The organism is Mycobacterium sp. NGS22 (genome assembly GCF_059813095.1).
Map to the genome: position 1 here is coordinate 1 of NZ_JCALDY010000056.1, position 11,935 is coordinate 11,935.

Genomic DNA, 11,935 nt, shown 5'->3' on the forward strand with positions numbered 1-11,935 from the left:
GATGTTATGAGCGGCGTACCATGGGATGTCCTGCCGGGAATCGGCAGGGATGCGAGGGGCTGAACGGTTTCGACTTCGCGCATCGAATCAAGGGAAGCGTGCCGGTGCAGGCAAGAGACCACCGTAAGCGTCGATGCAACCAATTAAGCGCCGAGTCACATCAGCGCGACTACGCTCTCGCTGCCTAAGCGACAGCTAGTCTGTCGGACCGGGAACGCCCTCGCCCCGGACCCCGGCATCAGCTAGAGGGATCCACCGATGAGTTCGGTCGCGGGACTCATCGGGACACCAACAGCGACTGGGATCGTCATCCTGGCTAGTTCGCGTGACCAGGAGATCCGAGCAGAGACATAGCGGACTGCGCACGGAGAAGTCTTGAGGGAATGCCGTAGGACCCGGGTTCGATTCCCGGCAGCTCCACCACTCTGACCTGCACTGATGCAACATCAGATGCTATGTCAAACGGTTTGTCAAACGATTCGCGGGTGGGCGCGTCCATCCGGGCACGACGGAAGGGTGAGCCTGCCGAACGCCAGCGTGGACCCCGTTGGTGATCTGACCGCCTTGCGGTATCAGCAGCCGATTACCGACGCGGTGCAGGCCGCCACCCAGGCCGACCAGCTCTGTGCCGATGCCCTGAGCGCGGTGAGCCTCAACCCCGGCGACATCACCAAGGAGCAAGCGCAGAACGCGCAGAGCGCCGCGGTGCGCAAGGCTGTTGAAGAGGCGTCGTAGGTAACGTCCCGGTGATGCGCAGAGCGCGGTGGTGGTTTCTTGCGACCGCGATCCTAGTCGTGACTGCTCTAGCTTCGATAGAGATCGCTGGGTGGCAAATCGGTTCTTGGGTCCGCAAGGTGGAGGCCGCACACTGTGCGGGACCCTACCCGCCCGAACCCAACGTGAGCGTTGCTGGATGGATCACGGTCTGGTCAATAGTCCTTGCGACCGGCTTGATACTCCTAGGCGAGATTATTCTGCTAATCGGCCCCGTTCGCAGGTGGCTGAAGCTGGTTTCGCCATTACTTATCCTCCTCGCACTTCTTGGATTTTTATTCCTGCTACTTATTGGCTATGACGACGCGACGAGTAACGGCATTGATCCTTAAACGACGTCAGGCAGCGACGGAGGACCCTTTTGTCCAGCTTCGGGTTAGGCGCTGAGAGGAGATTCTCAATGAAATTGTCAAGCCGCCGCAGCAGTAGTTGCGGTGGATTGATATGGCCACGGACAGCAGCATTGCCCACAGCACGTTGAGGCGTCGGCGGGCCAGGGCGAGCACGGCTTGGGTGTGGGTGCGGGTTTTTCCTTCGGCGCGTTTGCGGTCGTAGTAGGTGCGCGAGGCGGCCGTCGCTACGATCGACGACTCTTGCGCAGCTGCTACCTGTCGGCCCAGATCGCCATCCGCACCGACCCCGGGTAGTTCGTGCCGTCGCTAATACTCGTCGAGGACATCGGCGAGGCGGTCAACACGGTCATCAAATGCCTTGCCGCACAGCGTCGTAATGGCTTCGGCTCATTCATCGAGCAGTGAGCCGAAGGCAGCACGGCGCCCAAATTTATCGTCGCCTCGTTTGGCGAACGATATTGCCGTGTTGCCGTTTTCATTCGCGATATACGGATCTGCGCCGCGATCGAGAAGGTAGCGGATTATTTCTGCGCCACGCGTGCCGTTATAGCCCGGCGACGCCGTCGCGATGAACAGCGCCGTTTGGCCCTTGTGGTTGGTCAGGTTCACGTCCGCTCCAGCTTCCACCAAGGCTTTGACGACTTCGACGTTGTCGTCGTTCTGTGCGGCGAACATCAGCGGGGTGAATTGCCCGGTATCTTCACGGGCGTCGATCTCAGCGCCGGCGGCGATCAGCGCGTTGACGTCGTCGAGTTTGTTATCGACGGCCGCGTAGTGGAGCGGGGTTCGTCCGACTTGGTCACGGTGATAGACGTCCATATATCCTATGCCTTCACTGTTCAATCTTCTTGGCTTGCATACTATCTCGCACGAGGACCTCGAAGCGGTGACTCTGGTTGCCCGGTGCGTCTTCGATCTGAAAATGTCTTGGTGGGTTGAATTCGCCGATGAACTGTTTTCGGGTCCAGCCTTCCCCTATGGCCTGGTCGCGTAACCGCCAATACTCTTGGCCGGGGCGGTGCCCGAATTGTGTGGTCGGGTTGACCGGATACTTCAATCCCGTTGCGGCGTCAACAAAGTACTCGGGCTTGCCGCTCCTCGGATTGTTCTGAATCGGCAGTTTCGTCACCGATTCGGGATATCCCCCCGCTACCGGAATGAGAACGTTGTCGCCTGCCATGAGGATGGGACCAGTGTGACCTGATTTTTGCCAGGGTGATGGGACCACCTGGATTGCCAGTTATGGGACCACCGGCGCGTCCCTGCGGTCGCTGCGACATCAGTTACCTACACGGTCGAATCCGACGGTGACTTATCCAGCGTCACCTACTTCGACGGCATGGGTGACTTGCAGCAGATCGCCAACGTAACCGCGCCGTGGACGAAGACGATCACCAACCAGGCCACGTACCCGTCGTATGGTGTCGGCGCCCAGACCAACGGGCTACGGGTGTCGTGCAAGATTTCTGTGAACGGGCAGGTGAAGGATCAGCAGTCCGCGACCGCTCGCTACACAGTCGTCAACTGCAACGCCGGCTGAGTTGTCATCGGCCGCTAGCCGAGATGTCCCGGCTCACCGGGCGGGATGGTGTCCGGAGTGACCCGGTGATGGTGGCGTCGGGGGCTGCCCAAGGGCGTAGCAGGTCCGAAGCACCCGTTGGGTTCGCCGTCCTCATGCGTCGTCATCCCATCCGGGGACGATTTCGACAGGTATGCCCAACTCGGTCCACAGCGCCACGATCGCCGGGTTGTCGTCGCACGCGTACCGCACGTCGTAGCTGCGCGCGAGGTAGTCGTAGATGCGGCGCTTCACCGACACATCGGAATGCCGCAGCCCGTCCTCACGCATGATCGGCCCGTCGTACGGCACCGGCATGTGCCGGTCCAGCCAGTCCTTAGTCACCTGGTAGTGCCGCTCCATTCGGGCGGTCACCACAATGACGACGTGTCCGGAGGCGTGGTGGCGTCGGCAGAAATCCAGCGCCTGCTCATTCGGGGGGCAGTCCCAGGACGCCTGGTGGAACGCGTCGAAGTCTTTCTCCCCACCGGGCGCTGGCCGCACATGATGCCGGATCGCTGCCACGTCGCACAGCGTTCCGTCTACATCACAGACCACTGCTTTAAGACGCACAGCGCCGATTGTTTCACTTCCCGTCCTTGGTGGCAGCTGCTTATTGCGTCGGCGGGCCGGCGGCACCTCAGCCTTCGCCGAGCGCATATTCGGGCGCTGCCGTAGGGCTACGATCCGAGAGATGACGTCCTCGGACAGCAACGTCGATGACGCCGATCGCATCTTCAAGAATCGGCACAACACCGCCTGGCACCGGCACATTGCCGAGGCGAATACCGTCCTCCGCACTCAAGTGGGCTCGGGTCTGCATGGCGTGACGATCGCCGGCACCGACGACCGCGACGAGATGGGGGTTTGCATCGAACCACCCGAGTGCGTGATCGGGCTGCGCCAGTTCGAGCAGTACCAGTACCGCACCCAGCCCGAAGGCGTCCGATCCGGCGCCGGAGACCTCGACTTAACCGTCTACAGCCTGCGCAAATGGGCCCGGCTCGCGGCCGCCGGCAACCCCACTGTCCTGCTCCTGCTCTTTGCCCCCGAAAGCGAGATCGTCAGCATCGCACCTCCGGGTCGAGACATGCGGCAGCACCCCGAGCTTTTCTTGTCCCGCGATTGCGGTCGCCGCTTCGTCGGCTACTTGGACGCGCAGCACGAGCAGATGCTCGGTTTGCGCTCCAAGCACAGCAACCGACCCGAACTCATCGAGGTCTACGGATTCGACACCAAATTCGCCTATCACGCAGTGCGGCTCGGGATGCAGGGGTTGGAGCTGGTGACGACCGGCCGGATCACGCTGCCGATGCCGGAGCCCTCCCGCAGTTGGCTTTACGACCTGCGCACAGGGAAGGTCGACAAGCAAACAGTGCTGGACGCGATCGACGAGGCACGCAATGAGCTCGTTGCCCGCACGGCCAGCGCGGATCTGCCCGACAAGTGCGACTACGACCGGCTCAACCGCTGGCTCGTCTCCACATACCAACAGTGGTGGGCGGCCCACGGCATCGATCCGTAGCAGAATCGGCGGCGACACTTATTCGAAGAGCTTGTCGAGCGCTTCCTGTTCGAGTTCAATCCAGCGGTTGACGTGGCGTCGGACCTCGTCCACTTCGTCCGGACTCAAGTGTTTCGCGCCGTCCGGGGTGATGCGGCAGACGTCCATCGGGCCCCCGACGCTTGGTGACGAAGCATCCAACGCATCGAGCACCCGCAGCGCGGCGACCACGCCGTGGTCGACGTCGCGCTCGGTCATGTGAAAGTGCGTCAGCAAGGCGTGTGCCTGCTGCGCCATGGCCGCGCCACTGCCGATGGCTTGGAAGCCGGTCTCTTCGTGGTGCCCGATGAGACCGTTCGGGTCCAAGTCGATGATGAAGGGGACCTCGCCTGCGTACCCCGCGGCTAGCACGTAGGTGGCCGGTGTACCTGCGGATTTCTGTGCGGGAACGTGCTCGATGTAGTTCTCGTAGTGGTATTTGAGCACCGGAAGCACCCGCCCCTGCAACGCATGACCAATGTCCTTCGCCTCGACAACGGACTCGGCCTCGGAGTTGAAGATTTGCTCGAGGTCATAGAGCACAGCACGTGATCCACTCCCGCCCCACGCGGCATACTTTCCCAGCTGATGCAGCTTCTGCGCGGGGTACGTCAGACCCCGGCCGTCATCGGTGATCTGCGAGTCGGAGGCCATCACAATGCCGTCAGCGCAACGCAGCGCGAGAACGACGGTCACCGGGCGATCCGTTCAAGAGGCATCTGCCGATCGTCTCACGGAGCGACTGCCAAGCGGTCGACGTGCAAGGAGAGGGGCAGGAGATGAGCCCGGGTAGACCGTGGTCGGTCAGCTAATTTTTGACATCTGGAGCGTGCCTCCGGCGGAGAACGGCGTTCCATCGCAGCCGACGGCAGCGGATCCGTTATGGGTGCCAGCGAGTGTGGTGCTGTTCCAGGTGTAAGTGGCTGTACCAGGCAAGAAGCGCCCATCGTTGCAAATGACTGCGTCTGGTCGCTCGACAACCAGGGTCCATTCGTCACCGCTTTGGGTGGCGTTGCCGGAATAGGGAGCCCGCCCTCGGTCGGTTACCGCCGAGATCGCTTCACAACCCGGGCCGCAGGGTGTGATCGTCCAAGTGTGGACTGTCCCGGCGGGCTGGAACGTGACGTTGTAGCGGCCGTTGAGTTCATCGGCGACCGACGGTGATGCTAGCCCGATAGCAGCCCCAGCCAAGACGGCGGATGTCGCGAGGAATGTGCCAATCTTCATGTTGTACTCCTTTGATGCAGTAGCAGGCGGTTTGCCACTCTGCGTGCCAGCTAAACCTTCGGGGCTCAGCGTGGCACCAGCACCAACGGCGCCTACCTGCCTTCGCACCCTCACCCGACTTGTGCCGCGACCGCTCGATGCGTTCGTATGCACATCTGAGGTTCAACCCGCGCGGTGTGCGCCGAGGTTTGGCACCGTCATCCCGGCAACTTCTCGATGAGCTCGTCCAGGAACCCGCCGGCCTCCCGTCCGGCCCCTTCGACGTCCCCGCCGGCGATGGCGTCGATCAATCCGCCGTGGCGGATCTCGCGCGGTTCGTGCGTCGCGCTCGTGGTGGCGACACTGGCCATCACGACTTCGGTAAGTCCGCGATACAGCTCGGTCAGAACGGTGTTGCCTGACGCCTGCACCACGGCGAAGTGCAACGCGGCGTCCGCTGCCACAAAGGCGGCGCGATCCTCACCGAGTTCCAATTCGTCTCGCCGACACAGCAATTGGCGTAGCGCGGTGACGTCCTCGTCCGTGCGGGCAGCGGCCGCGAGCCGTGCCCCCTCAACCTCCAGGCATCGGCGCACCTGCAGAATCTCGCGGAGCTCGGACCCGCACAGGCGGCGCAACGCCCCGGACACTTCGCTGGTGGCGCGCACGTAGGTCCCGTCTCCCTGTCGCACGTCGAGGATTCCGGCGTGCACCAGGGCGCGTACCGCCTCGCGGACCGTGTTGCGGCCCACGCCCAGTGCCTCGCTGAGGCTCGGTTCGTTGGGTATGCGTGTGCCGACGGGCCATTCGCCGGCCGTCACGGATTGCCGCAGCTGATCGATGACCTGCTCGACCAGCCCAGCGCGACGCGTTGTTGCCAAGGGCACAGTAATCTCGATTCATCCAATCATGGGATGTATGACAGACTAACCCAGTGAGTAGGGAAGTGGCCGGCATCTGCGCCGAAGTCGACGAGCGCGCAGCCGCGCTTCCCGCTGACAAGATCCCCCGGGCCACCCGGATCGCAGGCGGGGGCCTGCTGATCGCGGCCGTGGTGCTCACGGCGTTGAATCTGCGACCCGCGCTCACCAGCGTCGGGCCGCTGCTGGGCGCGATGCGTGAATCGCTCGGCGCTTCGGCGACGTGGGCTGGAGTGCTGACCACGCTGCCCGGACTGTGTTTTGCCGCCGCGGGACTCATTGCGCCGTGGCTGGCCCGCCGGATCGGCCTGCGGCACGCCATCGGAGCCGCGTTGCTGACGTTGGTCGTCGGCTTGTTGCTGCGCGTCCTCGACGGTCCCATGGTCGTGATCGGCGGCACGATAGTGGCCACCGGTGGCATCGCGTTGATCAACGTGTTGATTCCGGTGGTGATCCGGGGGTCATTCCCCGCTCAGATCGGTGTGATGACGGGCATCTACACCGCTGCCCTGCAGGCCGGTGGCGCCATGGGGTCGGCATTGACCCCGCCGATGGAGTCCGCATTCGGGAGTTGGCGTGAGGCGCTCGGCGCCTGGGCCTTCCTTGCGCTATTGGCTGTGATCACCTGGTTCGCGGGCGCGCGTCGAGTGAGCGCCGTTGAACTGCCGGTTCACTCCGCGGGCGGATCGCTACTGCGCAATCGTCTGGCGTGGACGGTGACCCTGTTCTTCGGCTTCCAGTCCACGCTCGCCTACATCATGTTGGGTTGGCTGCCCGAGGTATTCGTTCAAAGCGGTGTGCCCAAGGCGACCGCCGGGATGCTCGTCGGGCTGATGTCGCTGATCGCCGTGCCGGTCAGCATCTGCCTCGCGCCGCTGGCCGCTCGATCCGGCAGTCAGAGCGGTTGGATCGTCGCGTTGGGCGTCATCGGACTCGGCGGGGTCATCGGGCTGATGGTCGATCCAGCGGCCGCACCCCTGTTGTGGAGTGTGCTGGTCGGCCTGGGTCTGAGCGTATTCTCCTTGGCGCTCACAGTGATTGCGCTCCGCGCCCGCACCACCGAAACCACCGCGCAGCTCTCCGGGATGGCGCAGGGTTTCGGTTATCTGCTCGCCGGCATCGGGCCGTTCCTGTTCGGCCTGCTGCACGACGTCACCAACGGTTGGACCGTGCCGTGGATATTCGTATTGGTGGTCTACATGCTGCAGATGACGATGGGCGCGCTGGCGGGCCGTAACCGTTATGTCTAGGCCACATCGGATCAGGCCACGCGCGATAGATTGCTAGTCGTGAGTGAAGACAGAGTCCGCGTGCGGGTCGCCGACAACGGCGTGGCAACGGCGACGATGGTGCGTGCCGAAAAACACAATGCCCTCGATCAAGCGATGTTCGAGGGCCTGGTGGATGCCGCAGCGCAGCTGGCGAAAAATACCTCGGTCCGCGCGGTCGTTCTGCACGGTGAGGGTAAGAGCTTCTGCTCTGGCTTGGACGTGGCAAGTTTCATGAGCGGGGAACGAGGCACGGGCGTTCTGTTGAGCCGGGACGACGACGGGCCGGCGAACCTTGCGCAGCGCGTGAGCTACGACTGGTCGCTGGTCCCGGTGCCGGTGATCGCCGCGATCCACGGCAACTGCTTCGGCGGCGGTCTGCAGATCGCGCTGGGCGCAGACATCCGGATCGGCGCGCCGGACGCGAAGTTGAGCATCATGGAGATCAAGTGGGGACTCGTTCCCGACATGGGCATCACCCAGACGCTGCCGAGACTTCTGCCGATCGACGTGGCGAAAGAGTTGACGTTCACTGGCCGGATCGTCTCCGGCACTGAGGGTTTCGAGCTCGGTTTGATAACCCGAACGGCCGAGGATCCGCTGGCGGCGGCGCTCGCGCTCGCGGACGAAATCGCGCAGAAGTCACCGGATGCAATCCGTGCCGCCAAGCGCCTGTACAACGAGACCTGGGTCAGCAACGACCCCGCGGCTGCTCTTTCGCGCGAATCAGTTCTGCAGACCGGGCTGATCGGCACGCCCAACCAGATCGCCGCCGTCGTCGCTGGAATGTCCGGCGAGCCGCCGGTTTTCACCGACCCCGCATAGCCCGAAGCAATCGCGCTTGCGACACCTCGACGTTGACAAGTCGCGCGATTCGCTACGTGATTGCAAGCTGACGGCATAGGCTCCGGCTACTCGGCGAACGATTTTTGGCAGGGCAACTTCGGGGTTGCCCGTACATGGTGGGAGCGACCGGTGTCGTATGTTTTTGCGTTACCCGAGCTGATGTCCGCCGCGGCCGAGGACGTGGCCGTGGTCGGTTCGGTGGTAGCGACGGCAAGCCAGGACGTAGCGGGGGCCACCACCGGGGTACTGGCCGCGGCCGAGGACGAGGTCTCAGCGGCGATCGCGGCCCTGTTCTCCGCGCACGGCCAGGGCTATCAAACCCTCAGCGCACAGGCGGCCGCATTCCAGCAGCGCTTCGCGCAGGCACTCGCCGGTGCGACCGGAGCGTATGCCGCGGCCGAGGCTGCCAGCGCCGCGCCGCTGGCGACCTTCGAGCAGACGCTGCTCGGCATCCAGCAGCAGATTCGGCAGATCCCGGCGACACTGGCCACCGGAATCGATTCGCTGATATCCACGCCGAGCTCTCCACTGTTGGCGCTGTTTGCCAGCGACATCCCGCCGCTGTCGTGGCTCATCGGGAATTCCCCGCCGCCGTTGCTGAACCTGCTGCTCGGGCAAACCGTCGAATACAGCACCTTCGACGGAATGAGGGTCGTCCAGATCACGCCGGCTCATCCCACCGGCGAACAGGTGGTGGCGATCCACGGCGGCGCGCTTATCTTCCCGCCGTCGTTCTTCCACTGGATCAACTACTCCGTAACGGCCTATCAGACCGGTGCGACCTTCCAAGTGCCGATCTACCCGTTGATGCAAGAAGGCGGCACCGCGGGCTGGGTCGTACCGAGAATGGCGGGCCTCATCTCCGAGCAGATCTCGCAGCACGGATACCAGAACGTCAGCGTCATCGGTGACTCTGCGGGCGGCAACCTCGCACTAGCCGCCGTCCAACACATGGTGCAGACGGGAACGTATGGCCCGGTACCGGCGTCCTTGGTGTTGTTGTCTCCCTGGCTCGACGTCGGTACCAGGGGGATCGGCTCGGTATGGGCGGGCGATCTACCGCTGAACAACTACATGGTGAGTCCGCTGTTCGGGTCAGTGACCGGGCTTCCCCCGACATATGTGTATTCGGGTGCGCTGGATGGACTTGCAGCGCAAGCCGCCGTCCTGCAGCAGGCAGCGATAGCCCAGGGTGCGCCGATGACGTTCGTATTGGACCGCTGGGGAATTCACGACTGGGTCCTGCTCACTCCACCCGGCTGGCTGTATTGGCCACAGATCAACCAAGAACTCGGCATCGTCGCCTGATTCGCGTCACAACACGGCTTCGGCCGGCCATCTCGCTGTCGGCTCCCACGGTTAAGCTGCCCTTTGGCCCGGCGACTGGAGGTCTGCGTGCGAGTGCCCATTCGTGTGGTTGCAGTGTCATTGACCATCGCCATGATGGCCGTCGGGTGTAGCCGTTCGGCCGAACACCCGGCCAAACCGAAATACGGCACCTGGGGCGTCGACCTGGCCGAGATGGACACATCCGTCCGGCCCGGCAACGACTTCTTCGGATACGCCGTCGGCGGCTGGGTGAAGAACGCGACCATCCCGCCCGACAAGGTATGCGCCGGCGTCAATCTCGACATCCAGAACCAGCTCAACGCCGACCTGAAGGCGATCGTCGAAGGCGCCGGCGCCAAACACGCACCGGCCGGCGACATCTCGCAGCAGATCGGCGACCTGTTCGCGTCCTACATGGACGAGGCGCTGCTGAACAAGCTGGGCGTCGAGCCCGTGCGTCCCCTGCTGTCGTCGATCGACGGGATCAACGACAAAGCAGGCCTCGATGCGGTTCTGGTCTCGTTCAACGGCAAGACCCGGGTCAGTGATCCCTTCCCGGTCTCGGTGGAGATCGATCCCAACAACCCCACGCGCTACCTCCCGATCATCTGGCAGGGCGGGCTCTCGCTGGGTGAGCGCGGGTACTACGTGGACACCGACGCCGAATCGGTCGAGCTGCGCAACAAATTCGTCGCGCACGCCGCCCGGCTGCTCGCTCTCGCCGGTTTCGCGGATTCGCAGCAGCAGGCCGAGCGACTTCTTGCCCTCGAAACCAAGTTGGCAGAGGTACAGGTGTCGCGGGAGGACGAGCGCGACGTCGTCAAGACCAACAACATCATGCCGCGCGCCGAAGTCGAGCAGCTCGGGCAAGGTGCGCCGCTGCGCGCGTTGTTCGACGCGCTGAGGCTGCCGGCCGCAACCGACTTCCAGGTCGGCATGCCCGATGTATTGCGCAGTACCGCAGCGCTTTTCGCGGGTGAGCCGGTGGAATCCTGGAAGTCGTACATGCGCTACCAGGTCCTCGACGCGTACGGCCCAGAACTTTCGACGCCGTTCGCCGACGAGCTGTTCGACTTCTACGGCCGAACCATGTCCGGTGCCCAACAGCGCGCGCCTCGAGTCGAGCGCGGCGTCTCGCGGGTGAGCAAAGGTCTCGGCGACCCGGTCGGGGAACTGTATGTCGGGGCGCACTTCACTCAGCCGACACGCGACAAGGCGCGGGCGCTGGTCGAGAATCTCCGTACCGCATACGGCAAGCGCATCGACGCCGCGTCGTGGATGGCACCCGAAACCAAGCGGGAAGCTCAGGCCAAGCTCGCGGCTCTGGTCGCCAAGATCGGCTACCCCGACCGGTGGAAGTCCTACGCGACGGTCAAGATCGAGGCGGGCAACCTCGTCGGCAACGAGAACAACCTCGCGTTGTGGTCGTGGGACTACGACGTCAACAGGTTGGGCAAGCCCATTGACCGCGCCGAATGGAGCATGACGCCGCAGACCAACAACGCCTATTACTCGCCACGCCTGAACGACATCGTGTTCCCCGCGGCCATCCTGCAGCCGCCCAACTTCGATCCCGCGGCCGACCCGGCGGCGAACTACGGCGCAATCGGCGCCACCATCGGCCACGAGATGAGTCACGCCTTCGACGACCAAGGCCGCAAGAGCGACGGCACCGGTATGCAGCGTGATTGGTGGACACCGGCCGACGCCGAGCGCTATACGCGCGAGGCGAACAAGCTCGTCGAGCAGTTCAACGGTTATGAGCCGCTGGCGGGCAACCGCATCAACGGAGCGGTGACGCTCGGCGAGAACATCGCCGATCTCGCCGGACTGCGCATCGCCTACGACGCCTACAAACTGTCCCTGGGCGGCAAAGAGGCTCCCGTCATCGGCGGCCTGACCGGCGACCAGCGGTTCTTCCTCGCCTTCGCGGCGAGCTGGAAGGAAACCTGCCGCCCCGAGACCGAGCGTCACCGACTGCTGTCAGATGTCCACAGCCCGGCCAAGTTCCGGGTCAACGGCATCGTCCGCAACATGGACGAGTGGTACGCAGCGTTCAACGTCCAGCCCGGGGAGGCGCTGTTCCTCAAACCCGAGGACCGCGTCCGAGTCTGGTGAACGGTGCCGTCGCCGTGCAC

13 protein-coding genes, 1 other RNA gene and 1 pseudogene are annotated in these 11,935 nt (G+C 63.8%); 8 read left to right on the forward strand and 7 right to left on the reverse strand.

The window, feature by feature from the left end:
* The first annotated feature begins 55 nt into the window (after nt 1-55).
* Nucleotides 56-423, forward strand: a transfer-messenger RNA (tmRNA) gene (ssrA, locus tag AC5Y47_RS25470).
* 93 nt (nt 424-516) lie between these two features.
* Entirely contained in the window at nt 517-735 is a 219-nt protein-coding gene (locus AC5Y47_RS25475; RefSeq protein ID WP_499947031.1) for a hypothetical protein, read from the forward strand.
* Nucleotides 736-1,183: 448 nt separating this feature from the next.
* On the opposite strand, the pseudogene AC5Y47_RS25480 reads toward AC5Y47_RS25475, so the two are convergent.
* The 3 genes and pseudogenes from AC5Y47_RS25480 to AC5Y47_RS25490 all read right to left on the reverse strand — a co-directional run.
* Nucleotides 1,184-1,340 (reverse strand): annotated as a pseudogene (locus tag AC5Y47_RS25480) (IS110 family transposase); the annotation flags it as partial.
* Nucleotides 1,341-1,514: 174 nt separating this feature from the next.
* Nucleotides 1,515-1,946, reverse strand: coding sequence for an ankyrin repeat domain-containing protein (locus AC5Y47_RS25485; RefSeq protein ID WP_499947033.1), 432 nt, complete (start codon nt 1,944-1,946; stop codon nt 1,515-1,517).
* 13 nt (nt 1,947-1,959) lie between these two features.
* On the reverse strand, nt 1,960-2,307 hold the full coding sequence (locus AC5Y47_RS25490; protein ID WP_499947034.1) for a GH-E family nuclease: 348 nt from the start codon (nt 2,305-2,307) through the stop codon (nt 1,960-1,962).
* A gap of 48 nt (nt 2,308-2,355) precedes the next feature.
* Here AC5Y47_RS25490 and AC5Y47_RS25495 point away from each other — a divergent pair, with 48 nt between their 5' ends.
* Nucleotides 2,356-2,667, forward strand: coding sequence for an MmpS family transport accessory protein (locus AC5Y47_RS25495; RefSeq protein WP_499947042.1), 312 nt, complete (start codon nt 2,356-2,358; stop codon nt 2,665-2,667).
* A 132-nt stretch (nt 2,668-2,799) separates the two neighbouring features.
* Here the strand turns inward: AC5Y47_RS25495 and AC5Y47_RS25500 are convergent, their stop codons facing one another.
* Nucleotides 2,800-3,258: a phosphatase domain-containing protein gene (locus AC5Y47_RS25500; RefSeq protein WP_499947035.1), complete on the reverse strand. Its 459-nt coding sequence runs from the start codon at nt 3,256-3,258 to the stop codon at nt 2,800-2,802.
* 121 nt (nt 3,259-3,379) lie between these two features.
* Between AC5Y47_RS25500 and AC5Y47_RS25505 the strand changes: the two genes are divergently transcribed.
* Nucleotides 3,380-4,210: a DNA polymerase beta superfamily protein gene (locus AC5Y47_RS25505; protein WP_499947036.1), complete on the forward strand. Its 831-nt coding sequence runs from the start codon at nt 3,380-3,382 to the stop codon at nt 4,208-4,210.
* Nucleotides 4,211-4,228: 18 nt separating this feature from the next.
* Here AC5Y47_RS25505 and AC5Y47_RS25510 read toward each other — a convergent pair whose 3' ends face one another.
* The 3 genes from AC5Y47_RS25510 to AC5Y47_RS25520 form a co-directional block, all read right to left on the reverse strand.
* Entirely contained in the window at nt 4,229-4,924 is a 696-nt protein-coding gene (locus AC5Y47_RS25510) for a proteasome protein (RefSeq protein ID WP_499947037.1), read from the reverse strand.
* Nucleotides 4,925-5,032: 108 nt separating this feature from the next.
* Nucleotides 5,033-5,455 (reverse strand): hypothetical protein, encoded by a 423-nt coding sequence (locus AC5Y47_RS25515; RefSeq protein WP_499947038.1) that lies wholly within the window; start codon nt 5,453-5,455, stop codon nt 5,033-5,035.
* A 197-nt stretch (nt 5,456-5,652) separates the two neighbouring features.
* Entirely contained in the window at nt 5,653-6,321 is a 669-nt protein-coding gene (locus tag AC5Y47_RS25520) for a FadR/GntR family transcriptional regulator (RefSeq protein WP_499947039.1), read from the reverse strand.
* A 116-nt stretch (nt 6,322-6,437) separates the two neighbouring features.
* Between AC5Y47_RS25520 and AC5Y47_RS25525 the strand changes: the two genes are divergently transcribed.
* The 4 genes from AC5Y47_RS25525 to AC5Y47_RS25540 all read left to right on the forward strand — a co-directional run bounded on the left by AC5Y47_RS25525 (nt 6,438) and on the right by AC5Y47_RS25540 (nt 11,915).
* A complete protein-coding gene (locus AC5Y47_RS25525; protein WP_499947043.1) occupies nt 6,438-7,604 on the forward strand; it encodes a CynX/NimT family MFS transporter in 1,167 nt (388 codons plus the stop codon).
* 39 nt (nt 7,605-7,643) lie between these two features.
* Entirely contained in the window at nt 7,644-8,447 is an 804-nt protein-coding gene (locus AC5Y47_RS25530) for a crotonase/enoyl-CoA hydratase family protein (protein WP_499947040.1), read from the forward strand.
* Nucleotides 8,448-8,627: 180 nt separating this feature from the next.
* Nucleotides 8,628-9,776, forward strand: a complete 1,149-nt coding sequence (lipY, locus tag AC5Y47_RS25535) for a triacylglycerol lipase LipY (RefSeq protein WP_499947044.1) — start codon at nt 8,628-8,630, stop codon at nt 9,774-9,776.
* 114 nt (nt 9,777-9,890) lie between these two features.
* The gene (locus tag AC5Y47_RS25540) at nt 9,891-11,915 is read left to right on the forward strand and encodes a M13 family metallopeptidase (RefSeq protein ID WP_499947041.1); all 2,025 of its coding nucleotides are present in this window, start codon (nt 9,891-9,893) and stop codon (nt 11,913-11,915) included.
* Nucleotides 11,916-11,935 lie beyond the last annotated feature (20 nt).

What these genes read in the sequence shown, in the direction of transcription:
- AC5Y47_RS25485 (WP_499947033.1), bottom strand. Translation starts at nt 1,946, where the DNA reads ATGGACGTCTATCACCGTGACCAAGTCGGACGAACCCCGCTCCACTAC.
- AC5Y47_RS25515 (WP_499947038.1), bottom strand. Translation starts at nt 5,455, where the DNA reads ATGAAGATTGGCACATTCCTCGCGACATCCGCCGTCTTGGCTGGGGCT.
- AC5Y47_RS25490 (WP_499947034.1), bottom strand. Translation starts at nt 2,307, where the DNA reads ATGGCAGGCGACAACGTTCTCATTCCGGTAGCGGGGGGATATCCCGAA.
- lipY (WP_499947044.1), top strand. Translation starts at nt 8,628, where the DNA reads ATGTCCGCCGCGGCCGAGGACGTGGCCGTGGTCGGTTCGGTGGTAGCG.
- AC5Y47_RS25505 (WP_499947036.1), top strand. Translation starts at nt 3,380, where the DNA reads ATGACGTCCTCGGACAGCAACGTCGATGACGCCGATCGCATCTTCAAG.